The organism is Leclercia tamurae (assembly GCF_025566055.1).
GTDB lineage: Bacteria > Pseudomonadota > Gammaproteobacteria > Enterobacterales > Enterobacteriaceae > Enterobacter > Enterobacter tamurae.
In genome coordinates this window covers 1-16,643 of the sequence record NZ_JAMHKS010000063.1, presented here as the reverse complement: position 1 = coordinate 16,643, position 16,643 = coordinate 1, and the positions used below count along the sequence as shown (strand labels likewise).

Below are 16,643 nucleotides of genomic sequence, written 5' to 3'. Positions count from 1 at the left end.
TTATATTTCTGAGAAATCCCGCCAGCAGTTTTTGATGGGGGGCGACAGACAATATCAATCATCAAGCGTCGCTAGGTATGAAATCAGACGATCGACATTCTCGTCACAGAGCGTCAGGTGGAAAAGCTGTTCATCCTTTTCATGTAGCTCTGTTAATCCTTCTCCATCTGGCACACTACCCAGAGGATAGTCGTCCACCAAGGCAGCATTTTTCACGAAACACCATGTATTCAGGCCGCGCTCAAAACGAGCAAGACGTCTGTTTTCAAAAGTAACCATGAATAACAGATCGCCTGACTTGATGATTCGTAACCAGATACGCTGGTGACCGAGCTGCGCCAGCGACCTATACATGCTCGTCATATCAACTTTCTTCTTACCGCCCATCAAAAGCGTTCCCCTTTAAATAGTCACCAAGAGTAATTATGACGAGCAGTACAATCGTCTGCCCGCCCCGCATCTGTCATCCGGATGATTTTCCCCTGCCATTATCATTTACAGACTAATAATAAGCAGCAATATAGAAACTACGTTAAATTACCGGATGACCGTTTTACGTTGATCCGATTTTTTGCATATTTACAAGTTTCCGGAAGTGTACCGCGTTCAGGAAATAAGCAAAGCGGCAATATCTGCCGCTGCACGACGGGTACCGTTCAGGGCCTGAAACACCGCTCAGGCTCTGTCATCCCCAATATAGGTCATAAATTTTTTTCGTTTCACGGAAATTTTCCGGCGGCAGGAGAGAAGATCCGGGACTGCCTTTTTTCGGATCCCGGATGACAAAACGCATGATATTTCCTGTAAATGCAATTATTCATAACATTTATATTCATATATGTTAAAAGTGCGAAATTAGCATCAGTTGTTGGTTATTATTAAGATTTCAGCAACAAACCGTATCCCACCCGCTTCGTTAAAAAAACCGAAGGTCATCAGAAGCGCTCACTGATCGTTCCGGGCTGAGACGGTGGCAGCGTCACGGGTAATGTCTCTATTTTATTGGTCGTGAGGAAGGCCGGATAATGGCCAAACTAAGAAGCCATAGCATTGGGGGCAGCCTGCTGATCTGGTATGATCGAGCAGAGGCTCATCTCAATGAGCAATCCCCGCAACAAATTTTTTCGGGGTGCAACAGACCCTTTAGTGTCCAGGCCTGAAAAAAAAGAAAGCACGGTCTCTGAGAGACTACGGTCCTTACGCAACCATACCGGTTAGCGAGCTTTATATTTTCATTATGACTATCTGTATAACAGGGGAATGAATGTGATTAAAAAAATATGCGAAGTGATTGATGGAGAGTATGTCTGTGACATTGATATCAGTGTGGAAGAATGGAAAACTTTATTAACAAATGATAAAGTTTTTGACACAAAAAGTATTGCAGCGTTAAAAAAATGGTTTATTGAGCCAAATCATTCCTGCACATGCTTCGATATTGGTAAGAAGTACGACCTGCACAGCATGAGTGCTAATGGAGTCATAAACGGACTGGGTGGCAGAGTTCAAAAAGAACTTGGTAGATTCGAGGTTAAAGGTGTCGGAAATATCGCATCCGGTACAAAATTCATTACCGTAATGAAGAGTAAAGAAATCGGCGGAAAACCCAAAAGAAACTTATGGACAATTCGTGAGGAACTTGTTCAGGCAATTAACGAACTGGATTTTTTTGGTACAACAGAAATGGCCAGCAGTGAGTATTACTCTGACGATGAGTTGATCAATGCCATAGAGAAAAGTAATATCTTTGACAACGTTCAGACGTTTGAATATACAGGGGAAGCCAAACCAAAGAAAAATGCAATAGAAGTAAAAAATGGCCTCTCGTATCCCAGGAGTAAAGGCGTATCCCAAAATGCGCTGAATAAAGCAGGTTACAGATGTGAAGTCGATAGTGACCACCCAACATTCAGAAGGCGAAATTCATCCTTAAATTACACAGAACCTCATCACATTGTACCTATGTCCAGGCAAGATGCTTTTGACACATCTCTTGATGTTGAAGAAAATATCATATCTCTGTGTTGCAATTGCCATAAACAAATTCACCTTGGTCAGGGTTATGAAGATATGCTGAAAGAAATATACACTGCGCGAAAAAGGTTATTAAAAAAAGTTGGTATTGATATATCACTGGAAAACTTGATTCTTTATTACAAAATGGAAAGTAAGTGAGATTCAAACGAGAGTGATACCTTCGTTTTATTGGTCGGGATGAACAGCAGATGATGTTTCCGGCAAGTATCGGGTCCAGAAACTTTCTGTTAAAAAAGAGGTAAAAGTAGTCTTGAGCCCTGACTGCGAATCGCCATTGCGCATGACCAGAGAACAGGACGAACCCCTGCCAAACCCAGGCATGAGAAACACCTTTAAAACATAGACTTAATTAAAATCAGCAATTCCCATCGAAATAATAAGCAAGCAGAATTGGCTCAGGTGAATTTCACTCGGTGCAGTGCATGCGTTGGGGGGGGTAAAAGGAAAAACCCGAAATGAATCGGGTTTTGATTAATTAACGATTAACAGGTTCCCGTGCCCGGGAACACTCTGACTGTACGCGCAATATATTATTTCCGCAATCATTATTTTTGATTACCAAGCCATTTATTCATCTGCTCAATTTCACCTTTTTGAGCTTTAATGATGTCCTGCGCGAGCTTTCTCATTTCCGGATCTTTTCCGTATTTTAGCTCGGTCTCAGCCATTGCTATTGCCCCTTCATGGTGTGCTACCATGCCTTTCGCAAAAGCCTTGTCGGGATCGGACTCTTTTACAGCGGCCATCATTTTGTCATGCATACCTTTCATGCCGGACATATATTCCTGTGACGATGCCGATGAGGATATATCTGACATTTTCATTTCTGAATGTTCTGCGGAAATCGCTGGCAGGGATAACATCAGTATAACAAAAAGCGAATTTGTGATTTTCATATAATAAACCCTTTCAGATGGTTACCGGATAAGTTTAGCTGAGTCAGACAAAAAAGCCCCCTGAAGGGGGCAAAAAATAACAACATATCCGTATAAGGGACAATCTATCAAGGAAAGGGTAACCGCACGGAAACTTCAGTTGTCATCAGCCCGCATTGATCATGCGGCGGTGTGCATCAGCCATAGCCTGATGGGGGCCGGACTGACCGTTATTCGTAAATTCATGGGCAACAGCTGCTCTTTCATGTTCATTCATCGCCGCAAACGAAGTCGCCGGACGGGAAGCGTTAACGGTGCCAGTTCCCATCATCTTCTGATGACTTTCCGCCATTTTTTTATGTGCATCTGCTGAACCATTGTTCATGGTTTCATGAACAATAATAGCCTGTTCATGCTGATCCATACCGGCCATCCGTGGAGCTGCCCCCTGGATGGCGGCTGGAGTTGAAGAAGACTGCATCTGATGGGCCGGAGCCTGAGCATTATTGACACGCTCATGGATATTTACAGTTTCAGTGGCCCAGGCCGTAGAAATTAAGCTCAAACCTAACACTGATGCTAAGACGATATTTTTCATGGTAACTCTCCATTTCTGAATTAGTGATGTCCGTGAATTTCGATCTGTGTCCTCAGTAGTACAACTGACAACTCTACAGACCTTATTCCGCCGGGATGAGGCTTTAATACAACTCCTGGCTTGTGCTGATGCCGTGTATGGATGAAGTAATAATGCCTTCCTGATAAGTTGCACTAATTATATCGAATGGCTTCTGTTTGCTGCATGACAGGCTAATGACATCTTTGTCATTTAAATCTTTATTCTCAGTACTGGGTTTCCGGAATCATTTTCTCCAGTCTGGGCACGGATAGGATAAAACGAGTTGAACGTACGTCCGATTCCACCTGCACTCTTCCGTGATGTGCTTCCACGATGGACTTCACAATCGCAAGGCCGATGCCGCTGCCTTCTCCTTTTCGTTGTCTGGACGGATCTACCCGATAAAAACGGTCAAACAGCCTTGATAAATGCTCTTCAGGGATTGGTTTCCCCGGATTTTCAATCACAAGGTCAAAAAAGCTCTCCTGCTCTCTTATTGAGACGGTGATTGCCTGTCCCTCCGGGGTATAACGCAGGGCATTGGATAACAGATTATTGATCGCCCTTCTGAACATTTGTGGATCTCCCTCAACCAGGCAGGGCATCCCGTTAAATTTGAGCGTGATATTGCGTTCTTCGGCCCAGGCTTCGAAAAACTCGAAGACTTTCATGACTTCCGCTCTGAGGTCAAACATGACCCTGTCAGGTATCAGCTGATTATTATCTGCCTGTGCCAGGAACAGCATATCGCTGACCATTTTGGTCATCCGGTTATACTCTTCAAGACTGGAATAGAGGACATCCTCAAGTTCCCTCTGGGTTCGATCCTGACTCAGTGCGATTTCAGTCTGCGTCACCAGATTGGTGATGGGCGTTCTGATCTCATGCGCGATATCGGCAGAGAAATTGGCCTGGCGGGTAAAGACATCCTCAATCTTTCCAATCATATGATTGAACGAGATAACCAGTTGCTCCAGCTCAATGGGAACGCGTGTCGGTTCCAGTCGCGCATCAAGATTCTCGGAGGTGATGTTTTTAATGGCATTGCTGACATTACGAAGGGGCAGGTGCCCCTGACGGACAGCGATTCGAATGATCAGAACAATCAACAGGCTTATCACGACGGCAATCGCAATCAGGTTCTTTTTCAGCGCATCGAGGTAATGGAGATGGAAATTAATGGATAGGCCAGTCAGCATGACATAGTTCTGCTGTTTGCCCTGAAATATCGCCTGACCAGAGGAGGCGATAATCCTGTATGTTTCCATCTTCATTTCGGACCCGGTATCCATCGGTCCCGCAGGATCCTCCACCGTCCAGAGAAAGACATCCCGTGCGCGGCTGTGCTCGCTAAAATCTGCTGAATTCACTGCCGGGCGTAGTGCCGCCCCCTGAGCTGAGCTAAAGAGCACTTCACCCCTGGGATTGAGGAGCAAAAGGGCAACGTTGCGGTAGCTGGCAATTGATTCCTTTATTTTGCTTATTTTTTTATCATCCGGATCCACCGGGGACTGCAGTATACGGTTCAGTGTGGTGCTGATTTGTTGAAGATCGCTGACATCCTGCTCGGCAAAATGATTTTCAACAGAATGCAGCATAAACCAGGTGAAGGCGATAAAAGCCAGTATCGTGGACAGGCTGATAAAAAAGGTCAGCCGCAGAGCGAGTGAGAAAGGGCGTCTGGAAGGTTTGCTATGCATCCGGGACCTCCAGCATGTAGCCCACGCCCCGGACTGTCTGGATCAGCTTTGTCTCGTAATCGTTGTCTATTTTAGCGCGGAGTCGCTTTACTGCGACATCGATCGCATTAGTGTCGCTGTCAAAATTCATGTCCCAGACCTGAGAGGCAATCAGGGAGCGGGGAAGAACCTCTCCCTGATGGCGAATGAAAAATTCCAGCAGGCTGAACTCTTTACTGGTGAGCACAATGCGGTTTCCGGCGCGACTGACTTTTCTGGATACGAGATCAATCGAGAGGTCAGCCACCTTAAACTGGCTTTCCGTGATCATCGTGTTTCCCCGCCTCAGAAGGGTTCTCACCCGGGCGAGCAGTTCGGCAAACGCAAAGGGTTTAACCAGATAATCGTCCGCACCCAGTTCCAGTCCTTTGACCCTGTGTTCGATCGTGCCGAGGGCTGTCAGCAGTAAGACCGGCATACCCTTTCCGGCAGTGCGCAGCATGCGGATGATATCCCAGCCGTTCACATCAGGTAGCATGATATCCAGAATGACTAAATCATACTCGGCTGTCATGGCGAGATGATATCCGGTAAGACCATTATCAGCGTGATCCACTACGAACCCTGCCTCTGTAAGCCCTTTGCTGAGATATTCACCTGTTTTAATTTCGTCTTCGACGATCAATATTTTCATCTTGCTCCCCGGCTGGCTGCTAATGTCATTCTATTGCGCCCACGATCGTTATCAACGGATTACAGCAAAAATGACAACATTGTCATTATCCTGTCACTCGGCAAACAGAGAGCGTTAGGTAAAGTACCCCTATCAATACTCTGGACTTCATTTGAACCATTTACCAGGTCTGCCTGGACGAGAAGCGTTATGTTCAAATTAAAATTACTCAGCATTAGCACGATATTCATCCTGGCAGGCTGCGTGTCGCTTGCGCCTGAATATCAGCGGCCCGCAGCACCGGTACCCCAGCAGTTTTCACTGTCCCATAACAGCCTGACGCCAGCGGTAAATGGCTATCAGGATACGGGCTGGCGTAACTTTTTTGTCGATCCCCAGGTTACCCGGTTGATCGGTGAAGCTCTGACTAATAACCGTGATTTGAGAATGGCTGCCCTGAAGGTTGAAGAGGCCCGAGCCCAGTTCAACGTCACGGATGCAGATCGTTATCCCCAGCTGAATGCCTCATCCGGGATAACATACAGCGGTGGTCTGAAAGGTGACAAGCCGACCACACAGGAGTACGACGCGAGACTGGAGCTCAGCTATGAGCTCGATTTTTTCGGCAAACTTAAGAACATGAGTGATGCTGACCGCCAGAACTACTTTGCCAGCGAAGAAGCCCGTCGGGCCGTACACATCCTGCTGGTCTCCAACGTTTCACAGAGCTATTTCAGCCAGCAACTGGCGTACGAACAACTCCGTATTGCGCGGGAAACGCTGAAAAATTATGAACAGTCCTATGCTTTCGTTGAGCAACAGCTCGTGACCGGGAGTACGAACGTTCTGGCACTTGAACAGGCGAGAGGACAAATCGAAAGTACCCGCGCCGAAATAGCCAAACGAGAAGGCGATCTGGCTCAGGCAAACAATGCCCTGCAACTGGTGCTGGGAACGTACCGCGCACTTCCGTCAGAAAAAGGGATGAAAGGCGGGGAGATCGCACCAGTAAAATTGCCACCAAATCTATCTTCACAAATTTTGCTGCAGCGACCGGATATTATGGAAGCGGAATATCAGCTGAAAGCGGCTGATGCCAATATTGGCGCAGCGCGAGCGGCCTTTTTCCCCTCCATTACCCTGACCAGTGGTCTTTCCGCAAGCAGTACGGAGCTGTCCAGCCTGTTTACGTCAGGAAGTGGAATGTGGAATTTTATCCCTAAAATTGAAATTCCTATTTTTAATGCTGGCAGGAATAAAGCCAATCTGAAGCTGGCTGAAATTCGCCAGCAACAATCGGTGGTTAATTACGAACAAAAAATTCAGTCAGCCTTTAAGGATGTTTCCGACACGCTTGCGCTGCGCGACAGCCTTAGCCAGCAACTTGAGTCACAGCAGCGTTATCTTGATTCACTTCAGATAACTCTCCAGCGTGCCAGAGGATTATATGCAAGTGGTGCTGTCAGTTACATCGAAGTGCTGGATGCAGAACGTTCCCTCTTCGCTACGCAGCAAACCATTCTCGATCTTACCTATTCCCGACAGGTTAACGAAATTAATCTGTTTACCGCGCTGGGTGGCGGTTGGGTAGAGTAAATTTATTTAATTAATCAGGAAATTAAAAATGCGTAATTCACTTAAAGCCGTTTTATTTGGTGCCTTCTCTGTCATGTTTTCTGCCGGTCTTCATGCTGAAACACATCAGCATGGCGATATGAATGCTGCCAGTGATGCTTCGGTACAGCAGGTTATCAAGGGCACCGGTGTCGTTAAAGACATTGATATGAATAGTAAAAAGATTACCATTTCGCACGAAGCAATCCCTGCTGTGGGCTGGCCTGCAATGACCATGCGCTTCACTTTTGTTAATGCAGACGACGCTATCAATGCCCTGAAAACCGGCAACCATGTCGATTTCTCGTTTATTCAGCAGGGCAATATCTCCTTACTCAAAAGCATTAACGTTACGCAATCCTGATTATCAGTCCGGAGCGAATACATCCAGTGCGCCTGAACATTCATTAAGGGATTACTGTGAATGAATGATCGGGCGCATATGCCAGGTGTTTTGATTTTTCAGCGAGAAATTGTATGGCTTCTTTAAAGATAAAATATGCTGCAATAATTATCAGCAGCCTCATAGCAGGAGGGCTGATATCGGTTACTGCCTGGCAGTATGTAAACTCATCACAAAAAACAGTACAAACCGAACAAAAGGCACCGGAGCGAAAGGTACTTTTCTGGTATGACCCGATGAAACCGGATACCAAATTTGATAAACCCGGAAAATCTCCCTTTATGGATATGGACCTGGTGCCAAAATATGCTGATGAAAGCGGCGATAAAAGCAGTGGCGGGATCCGTATCGATCCAACGCAGGTTCAGAATCTGGGATTAAAAACGCAAAAAGTCACGCGAGGAATGCTGAATTATTCTCAGACAATCCCGGCTAATGTCAGTTACAACGAGTATCAGTTTGTCATTGTGCAGGCGCGCTCTGACGGTTTCGTCGAAAAAGTGTATCCCCTGACGATTGGCGATCATGTGAAGAAAGGCACTCCGCTTATCGATATCACCATTCCTGAATGGGTTGAGGCACAAAGTGAGTTCCTGCTGTTATCCGGTACAGGCGGTACGTCAACCCAGATAAAAGGGGTTCTGGAGCGACTTCGTCTGGCTGGTATGCCGGAAGAGGATATTCAAAGGCTGCGTTCAACCCGCACAATCCAGACCCGTTTTACCATTAAAGCACCTATTGATGGTGTCATTACTGCGTTTGACCTGCGCACCGGAATGAATATTTCGAAAGATAAAGTAGTGGCTCAGATTCAGGGGATGGACCCGGTCTGGATCAGCGCTGCAGTGCCAGAATCTATCGCATATCTGCTGAAAGATACGTCGCAGTTTGAAATTTCGGTACCGGCTTATCCGGATAAAACATTCCATGTCGAAAAATGGAACATTCTTCCCAGCGTGGATCAGACAACCCGTACGCTTCAGGTCCGTCTCCAGGTTTCTAATAAGGATGAGTTTCTCAAGCCGGGCATGAATGCCTATCTGAAACTGAATACCAGGAGCCAGGAGATGCTGCTGATACCAAGCCAGGCCGTTATCGATACCGGCAAAGAACAGCGCGTGATTACTGTTGATGATGAAGGCAAGTTTGTGCCGAAACAGATCCACGTTCTGCATGAATCACAGCAACAGTCCGGCATTGGCTCCGGCCTGAATGAAGGCGATACCGTGGTGGTCAGTGGCCTGTTCCTCATTGACTCCGAAGCCAATATTACGGGCGCGCTGGAACGTATGCGCCACCCTGAAAAAACAGAAAACAGTATGCCAGCAATGTCTGAGCAGCCTGTAAATATGCATTCAGGGCACTGAGGAGACGACGATGATTGAATGGATTATCCGGCGCTCTGTCGCCAACCGTTTCCTGGTCATGATGGGCGCACTGTTTCTCAGCATCTGGGGCACATGGACGATAATTAACACGCCGGTCGATGCGCTGCCTGACCTGTCAGATGTGCAGGTCATTATTAAAACCAGCTATCCCGGACAGGCCCCGCAGATTGTAGAAAACCAGGTCACCTATCCGCTTACCACCACCATGCTGTCCGTACCTGGCGCAAAAACCGTGCGTGGCTTTTCACAGTTCGGTGATTCGTATGTGTATGTCATTTTTGAAGACGGCACCGATCTGTACTGGGCCCGTTCGCGCGTGCTGGAATACCTGAATCAGGTTCAGGGCAAACTGCCTGCGGGTGTGAGCTCTGAAATCGGCCCGGACGCCACGGGAGTGGGCTGGATATTTGAATATGCCCTTGTCGATCGCAACGGAAAACACGACCTTTCAGAACTGCGCTCTCTGCAGGACTGGTTCCTGAAATTTGAGCTGAAAACCATCCCGAACGTGGCTGAGGTCGCTTCGGTTGGCGGCGTGGTGAAACAGTACCAGATTCAGGTCAATCCGGTAAAACTGTCCCAGTACGGTATCAGCCTGCCCGAAGTGAAACAGGCACTTGAATCGTCTAACCAGGAGGCCGGTGGCTCATCCGTTGAAATGGCCGAAGCGGAGTATATGGTCCGTGCCAGCGGTTATCTTCAGAGCATTGATGATTTTAATAACATCGTCCTGAAAACAGGTGAGAACGGCGTGCCGGTTTATCTGCGGGATGTTGCCCGCGTGCAGACCGGGCCCGAAATGAGGCGTGGTATTGCCGAGCTGAACGGCCAGGGAGAAGTCGCTGGCGGCGTGGTGATCCTGCGGTCGGGTAAAAATGCGCGCGACGTTATCACGGCAGTGAGGGATAAACTGGAGACGCTGAAGGCCAGCCTGCCGGAAGGCGTTGAAATCGTGACCACCTACGATCGCAGCCAGTTAATCGACCGGGCGATTGATAACCTCAGTTCCAAACTTCTGGAAGAGTTTATCGTGGTGGCCATCGTCTGTGCTCTGTTCCTGTGGCACGTACGTTCTGCCCTGGTGGCGATTATCTCTCTGCCGCTTGGCCTGTGTATCGCCTTTATCGTCATGCACTTCCAGGGACTGAACGCCAATATCATGTCGCTGGGAGGGATAGCGATTGCCGTCGGTGCGATGGTGGATGCCGCCATTGTGATGATTGAAAATGCGCACAAACGGCTTGAGGAGTGGGATCATCAGCATCCGGGTGAGCAGATTGACAACGCCACCCGCTGGAAGGTGATTACCGACGCCTCCGTGGAAGTGGGACCCGCGTTGTTCATTAGCCTGCTGATCATCACCCTGTCCTTTATTCCTATCTTTACCCTGGAAGGGCAGGAAGGTCGTCTGTTTGGCCCGCTGGCATTCACGAAAACGTACTCCATGGCGGGAGCGGCCGCACTGGCCATCATCGTCATTCCTATTCTGATGGGATTCTGGATCCGGGGGAAAATTCCTGCCGAGACAAGTAACCCCCTGAACCGGGTGCTGATCAAAGCGTATCATCCTTTGCTGCTGCGGGTCCTCCACTGGCCAAAAACAACCCTGCTGGTTGCGGCCTTGTCCATTTTCACGGTTATCTGGCCACTGAGTCAGGTGGGCGGTGAATTTCTGCCGAAGATTAACGAGGGCGATCTGCTGTATATGCCGTCGACCTTGCCTGGCGTCTCTCCGGCAGAAGCTGCAGCGCTCCTGCAGACAACAGACAAGTTAATCAAAAGCGTTCCTGAAGTGGCTTCTGTATTTGGCAAGACCGGTAAAGCAGAGACCGCAACGGATTCCGCGCCGCTCGAAATGGTGGAAACCACGATCCAGCTCAAACCTGAGGATCAGTGGCGTCCCGGCATGACAATTGACAAGATTATTGATGAACTCGACAGGACAGTCCGTTTACCGGGTCTGGCAAACCTCTGGGTGCCGCCTATCCGTAACCGTATTGATATGCTCTCAACCGGGATCAAAAGCCCGATAGGTATCAAAGTGTCCGGGACTGTTCTGTCCGATATCGACGCGACGGCGCAGAGTATCGAGGCGGTAACCAAAACGGTACCGGGTGTGGTGTCTGTCCTGGCTGAGCGACTGGAAGGTGGACGTTACATTGATGTGGACATTAACCGGGAAAAAGCTTCCCGGTACGGGATGACAGTAGGTGATGTCCAGCTGTTCGTCTCATCAGCCATCGGCGGTGCGACGGTAGGGGAAACGGTGGAAGGCGTGGCCCGGTACCCTATTAACATTCGTTACCCACAGGATTACCGCAACAGTCCGCAGGCGCTGAAACAGATGCCGATCCTGACCCCGATGAAGCAGCAGATCACACTGGGCGATGTTGCCGATATTAAAGTCGTTTCTGGACCAACCATGCTGAAAACCGAAAATGCCCGGCCAGCCAGCTGGATTTATGTTGATGCCCGCGGCAGGGACATGGTGTCGGTGGTTAACGACATTAAGACGGCCATCAGCGAGAAAGTGAAACTGAGACCGGGAACCAGTGTGGCATTCTCCGGACAGTTTGAACTGCTTGAGCATGCCAACAAGAAACTGAAGCTGATGGTGCCGATGACGGTGATGATCATTTTCATCCTGTTGTATCTGGCATTCCGCCGGGTTGACGAAGCCCTGCTGATCCTGATGAGCCTGCCGTTCGCCCTGGTTGGCGGAATATGGTTCCTGTACTGGCAGGGCTTCCATATGTCAGTGGCGACCGGAACCGGGTTTATCGCCCTGGCCGGGGTGGCAGCAGAGTTTGGCGTGGTCATGCTGATGTATCTGCGTCATGCCATTGAAGCGCACCCGGAATTGTCCCGTAAAGAGACGTTCACACCGGAAGGTCTTGATGAAGCCCTCTATCATGGTGCCGTACTGCGTGTCCGGCCGAAAGCCATGACCGTGGCGGTGATCATTGCGGGTCTGCTGCCAATACTCTGGGGAACCGGCGCAGGTTCAGAAGTCATGAGCCGTATTGCTGCGCCAATGATTGGTGGGATGATCACGGCTCCGCTGCTGTCCCTGTTCATTATTCCTGCCGCCTACAAATTAATCTGGCTGCGCAGACATAAAAAAAGCGTGTCATAACCCTGAAAGGGCGCCCCCAGTGGGCGTCCTTCTGCACTGATTCACCCTGACGTCAGGGTTTATATCGATAATATACAGAGGTGAGTATGAAAAAAGTGGTTCTAATGGCCCTGGCTCTCGGCCTGTCACTGCCTGCAATGGCGAGTGAAAAAGTCATTGATATGTACAAATCTGAAAACTGTGGCTGTTGTTCCCTGTGGGGCAAAGCGATGGAAAAAGACGGGTTCGAAGTGCGAACTCACGTCATGAATGATCAGGCGCTGTCAGCCCTGAAAGAAAAGCATGCTGTTCCTGCTGGACTACGAAGTTGTCATACCGCGGTTGTAGGTAATTTGATCATTGAAGGCCATGTGCCTGCGGCAACGATACATAAGGCCATGCAGTCTGGTTCGGGTATATACGGTCTCGCCACCCCCGGTATGCCAGCAGGAAGTCCGGGAATGGAGATGGGGGCCCGAAAAGAGGCTTACGATGTTATCGCATTCTCACCGGAGGGCAGTAAAAAAGTCTTCCAGCGAATCGAATAGTCAGCGGAACGGCTGATAACGGGACGCCGGCAGCAGGCACTCTTATGCCGGCGGCATTCGTGGTAATCGCATCCATGACATATCCTGAAGACAGAAAATGCTTCAGATATGCATAAGGAGAGTTACTGTGAAAAATGACAATGCAGTGGAACATAACAACCAGACTGCTTCTGAGCAGACATCATCCCCGGACGAGAGTCACGCATTGCATAAGGTGAGAGATCCCGTGTGCGGGATGGTCATCCTGCCTGACAAGGCGCACAGCAGCATTCGATACCAGGACCATCAGCTTTATTTCTGCTCCGCCAGCTGTGAGAGCAAATTTAAAGCCCATCCCGATCATTATTTTACCGAAGATGCCAGTGAACATCACCATCACCACGACCACCATGAAGTCAGCCCTGATAAGATAAAACAGTCTCACCGCCAGGCGGAGAAAGAGATTTCTGAAGGTGTGTGGACATGTCCGATGCATCCGGAGATACGCCGTAGTGGTCCCGGAAGCTGTCCTGTCTGTGGAATGGCACTGGAGCCGCTCGTAGCTACGGCATCCACGGGGACGAGTGATGAACTTCGCGACATGACAAGACGCTTCTGGCTGGGGTTGTTGCTGGCGTTTCCGGTTCTGGTACTCGAAATGGGATCTCATCTGTTTCCCGACTTGAGGAATACAGTACCGCCACAGTACAACACATGGCTGCAGCTGCTTCTGGCCTCCCCTGTCGTGTTGTGGTGTGGCTGGCCATTCTTCGCCCGGGCCGTAATGTCGTTACGTAACCGCTCCCTGAATATGTTTACCCTTGTTGCAATGGGGACCGGCGTAGCCTGGGTTTACAGCGTCATTGCAACCGTCTTCCCCTCCTGGTTTCCTGCATCGTTCAGAAACATGGATGGCCTGGTGGCCGTTTATTTTGAAGCCGCAGCAGTTATTACGGTGCTTGTTCTGCTGGGACAGGTTCTTGAGCTGCGGGCACGGGAACAAACCTCAGGCGCCATTACTGCGCTTCTGAACCTTGCCCCCAAAACCGCCAGACGGCTGGATCATGACGGTCATGAAACGGATATTAATGCGGAAGATGTCCTGCCTGGCGATAAGCTCCGCATCAGACCTGGAGAGAGTATTCCGGTCGACGGTATCGTGGTCGAAGGCAAAACAACCGTTGATGAATCGATGGTGACCGGGGAATCTATGCCTGTTACCAAAACGGAGGGTGACCCTGTCATCGGGGGGACCATTAATCAGACAGGTAGTCTTATCATCCGTGCAGAGAAAGTCGGTGATGAAACGATGCTCTCACGAATTGTTCAGATGGTCGCTGATGCACAGCGTTCGCGGGCCCCCATCCAGAGAATGGCTGACAGCGTTTCAGGCTGGTTTGTTCCTCTGGTGATACTTATCGCGGTTGTTGCTTTCATGATCTGGTCTGTCTGGGGGCCCGAGCCCAGGATGGCGCACGGTCTCATTGCGGCTGTGTCGGTCCTGATTATTGCCTGTCCCTGCGCGCTGGGGCTGGCCACGCCGATGTCGATAATGGTGGGGGTGGGCAAAGGCGCCCAGGCCGGGGTGTTAATCAAGAATGCCGAAGCCCTTGAGCGTCTTGAAAAAGTGGACACGCTGGTTGTCGACAAAACAGGCACGCTCACGGAAGGTTCGCCGACGGTGACAGGGATTATCAGTCTCAATCCGGGTGGGGAAACATCTCTTTTGCGTGTAACGGCCGCAGTGGAAAAAGGCTCGCAGCATCCGCTGGGTATGGCAGTAGTTAAAGCAGCACAGGAAAAGGGGATCGCAATACCCGCAGTCACTCATTTCAATGCGCCGTCGGGTAAAGGTGTCTCAGGCGATGTCGAAGGTCAACGGGTTGTTATTGGTAATGAACTGGCTATGCAGGAAAACAGTATCGTTATTGATAATCAAAAGGCCGTTGCGGATACGTTGCGGATGGAAGGCGCTACCGTTATCTATGTGGCCACAGACGGGCACCTTGCAGGCCTGATAGCTATCTCGGATCCCGTGAAAGCAACCACGCCGGATGCGCTTAAAGCTTTGCGTCAGGCGGGGATCCGCATCGTTATGCTCACCGGGGATAACCAGCTTACCGCTGAAGCAGTCGCACGGAAACTGGGAATAGATGAGGTTGAAGCCGGGATTCTGCCGGATGGCAAAAAAGCAGTGATAACCCGACTGAAAGCGTCTGGCCATGTGGTTGCGATGGCCGGAGACGGTGTGAATGATGCCCCGGCGCTGGCAGCGGCTGACGTGGGTATAGCCATGGGAACGGGTACAGATGTGGCAATTGAAAGTGCCGGAGTCACCCTTCTCAAAGGCGACTTGATGATACTGAACAGGGCCCGTCATCTGTCAGAAATCACCATGAAAAATATCCGACAGAATCTGTTTTTTGCATTTATCTACAACGCACTTGGCGTGCCTGTGGCTGCAGGTCTGCTTTATCCTGTGTATGGAATACTGCTGTCGCCAGTTATTGCGGCGGCGGCCATGGCTCTTTCCTCCGTCAGCGTCATTGTGAATGCGTTGCGTCTGAAAAGTGTCAGGCTCGGGAAATAACACTGAGTGAAGGGGCTGTTACGAACAGAAGGAGTCCAGTATGAAAAGTACCACCTATGCGCTTATTGCTGTCGCCGCGATCGCGGCATTTGCCCTCCTGCGCGAACACTGGTCACATGTGGCAGGTTACTGGCCATATCTGTTATTGCTGGTCTGCCCGCTAATGCATCTTTTCCACGGCCACGGAGGGCATGGAGATCATCAACATCAAGGAAGTGAAAACGATAAAAAAAATTAATCCGGCAGACGGGGCCGCGTCGCGGCCCCGTTATCAGTCCAGGTATCGTTCGTAGTCTCTGGCATGCGCAAAGGCATGCTGTTCAAGTTTGTTATCAGCGGGTGCCGCTGCCCGGAACGCCAGTGAGTTAACAGGATTGTTATTGATGACCAGCTCGTAATGCAGATGAGGACCGGATGAACGTCCGCTGTTACCGGATAACGCAATAGCGTCTCCCCGGGTAACCCTGGCCCCTTTAGTAACGAGTATTTTATTGAGGTGGAGATAGCGAGTTTTAACACCGGCTTTTCCCGTTACTTCAACAAAATATCCCATGGTACTGTTGTATTCGGCCCGGGTGATTTTTCCGTCGATGACGCTGACTATTTTCGTGTTCATGGGCATGGAATAATCAATGCCATTATGGGGACTCACTTTTCCCGATACCGGGTTAAGTCTTGCAGGATTGAAAGGCGAACTGAGTCTTGCTGTGGCCGGTAACGGATAATCGAGACTGCCTTTCCCGGAAGTATCGGAAAGGTTATAGAACTTTTTATCTGATATACGATACGCCGTGTAATTAAATGAACCGGACGTAAATTTATAGGCCACGACACGTGATTTTCCCGCTTTCTTTTGCAGTACGAGTTTTAATGATTCATTTTTTTTCAAATGCCGCAGATTAAACCGGGAAGGCAAGGAGCGCTGAAGAGTAGCGATCTCGTTCGATTCCAGCCCCGAGCGGGTGGCTGAAAGGTAGGCATTTTCTTTTACGACATCGGTAATGCTGCCAACTTACTGATTTAGTGTATGATGGTGATTTTAAGGTGCTTGCGTGGCTTCCATTTCCATCAGATGTCCTTCCTGCTCCGCTACTGAAGGCGTGGTGCGTAACGGCAAAAGCAC

15 protein-coding genes are annotated in these 16,643 nt (G+C 49.5%); 9 read left to right on the top strand and 6 right to left on the bottom strand.

Annotated features, from left to right (window positions below):
• Window positions 1-54 precede the first annotated feature (54 nt).
• Window positions 55-387 (bottom strand): hypothetical protein, encoded by a 333-nt coding sequence (locus M8318_RS03000; RefSeq protein ID WP_148569866.1) that lies wholly within the window; start codon window positions 385-387, stop codon window positions 55-57.
• Window positions 388-1,266: 879 nt separating this feature from the next.
• On the opposite strand from M8318_RS03000, the gene M8318_RS02995 reads away from it, so the two are divergent.
• Window positions 1,267-2,175 (top strand): HNH endonuclease, encoded by a 909-nt coding sequence (locus M8318_RS02995; RefSeq protein ID WP_007374408.1) that lies wholly within the window; start codon window positions 1,267-1,269, stop codon window positions 2,173-2,175.
• A 407-nt stretch (window positions 2,176-2,582) separates the two neighbouring features.
• On the opposite strand, the gene copM is transcribed toward M8318_RS02995, so the two are convergent.
• From copM to silR, 4 genes are all read right to left on the bottom strand, one after another.
• Complete coding sequence (gene copM / locus M8318_RS02990; RefSeq protein ID WP_007871800.1) at window positions 2,583-2,933, bottom strand: CopM family metallochaperone; 351 nt, start codon at window positions 2,931-2,933, stop codon at window positions 2,583-2,585.
• A gap of 145 nt (window positions 2,934-3,078) precedes the next feature.
• Window positions 3,079-3,510 carry a silver-binding protein SilE gene (gene silE / locus M8318_RS02985; RefSeq protein WP_007374411.1) on the bottom strand — a complete coding sequence of 144 codons (432 nt, stop codon included), beginning with the start codon at window positions 3,508-3,510 and terminating at the stop codon, window positions 3,079-3,081.
• 245 nt (window positions 3,511-3,755) lie between these two features.
• Window positions 3,756-5,231 (bottom strand): copper/silver sensor histidine kinase SilS, encoded by a 1,476-nt coding sequence (silS, locus tag M8318_RS02980; RefSeq protein WP_007374412.1) that lies wholly within the window; start codon window positions 5,229-5,231, stop codon window positions 3,756-3,758.
• Window positions 5,224-5,904 (bottom strand): copper/silver response regulator transcription factor SilR, encoded by a 681-nt coding sequence (gene silR, locus M8318_RS02975; RefSeq protein ID WP_000697968.1) that lies wholly within the window; start codon window positions 5,902-5,904, stop codon window positions 5,224-5,226. Before silR ends, silS begins: the two co-directional genes overlap by 8 nt.
• Window positions 5,905-6,093: 189 nt before the next feature.
• On the opposite strand from silR, the gene silC reads away from it, so the two are divergent.
• The 7 genes from silC to M8318_RS02940 all read left to right on the top strand — a co-directional run bounded on the left by silC (window position 6,094) and on the right by M8318_RS02940 (window position 15,758).
• Complete coding sequence (silC, locus tag M8318_RS02970) at window positions 6,094-7,479, top strand: Cu(+)/Ag(+) efflux RND transporter outer membrane channel SilC (protein ID WP_000475503.1); 1,386 nt, start codon at window positions 6,094-6,096, stop codon at window positions 7,477-7,479.
• Window positions 7,480-7,507: 28 nt separating this feature from the next.
• A complete protein-coding gene (cusF, locus tag M8318_RS02965) occupies window positions 7,508-7,861 on the top strand; it encodes a cation efflux system protein CusF (protein ID WP_001246153.1) in 354 nt (117 codons plus the stop codon).
• Window positions 7,862-7,974: 113 nt separating this feature from the next.
• Window positions 7,975-9,267: a Cu(+)/Ag(+) efflux RND transporter periplasmic adaptor subunit SilB gene (gene silB / locus M8318_RS02960; RefSeq protein ID WP_042946269.1), complete on the top strand. Its 1,293-nt coding sequence runs from the start codon at window positions 7,975-7,977 to the stop codon at window positions 9,265-9,267.
• A gap of 10 nt (window positions 9,268-9,277) precedes the next feature.
• Window positions 9,278-12,424, top strand: a complete 3,147-nt coding sequence (gene silA / locus M8318_RS02955; protein ID WP_103793516.1) for a Cu(+)/Ag(+) efflux RND transporter permease subunit SilA — start codon at window positions 9,278-9,280, stop codon at window positions 12,422-12,424.
• Between the two features lie 86 nt (window positions 12,425-12,510).
• Window positions 12,511-12,951 carry a DUF411 domain-containing protein gene (locus tag M8318_RS02950; RefSeq protein WP_002436620.1) on the top strand — a complete coding sequence of 147 codons (441 nt, stop codon included), beginning with the start codon at window positions 12,511-12,513 and terminating at the stop codon, window positions 12,949-12,951.
• 97 nt (window positions 12,952-13,048) lie between these two features.
• On the top strand, window positions 13,049-15,520 hold the full coding sequence (gene silP / locus M8318_RS02945) for an Ag(+)-translocating P-type ATPase SilP (RefSeq protein WP_139565663.1): 2,472 nt from the start codon (window positions 13,049-13,051) through the stop codon (window positions 15,518-15,520).
• A 40-nt stretch (window positions 15,521-15,560) separates the two neighbouring features.
• Window positions 15,561-15,758 carry a DUF2933 domain-containing protein gene (locus M8318_RS02940; RefSeq protein ID WP_000843497.1) on the top strand — a complete coding sequence of 66 codons (198 nt, stop codon included), beginning with the start codon at window positions 15,561-15,563 and terminating at the stop codon, window positions 15,756-15,758.
• 33 nt (window positions 15,759-15,791) lie between these two features.
• On the opposite strand, the gene M8318_RS02935 is transcribed toward M8318_RS02940, so the two are convergent.
• Window positions 15,792-16,523: a peptidoglycan DD-metalloendopeptidase family protein gene (locus M8318_RS02935; protein WP_077228014.1), complete on the bottom strand. Its 732-nt coding sequence runs from the start codon at window positions 16,521-16,523 to the stop codon at window positions 15,792-15,794.
• Between the two features lie 49 nt (window positions 16,524-16,572).
• Between M8318_RS02935 and M8318_RS02930 the strand changes: the two genes are divergently transcribed.
• A partial coding sequence (locus tag M8318_RS02930) for an IS1 family transposase (protein ID WP_044061500.1) occupies window positions 16,573-16,643 on the top strand: 71 nt, incomplete at its 3' end.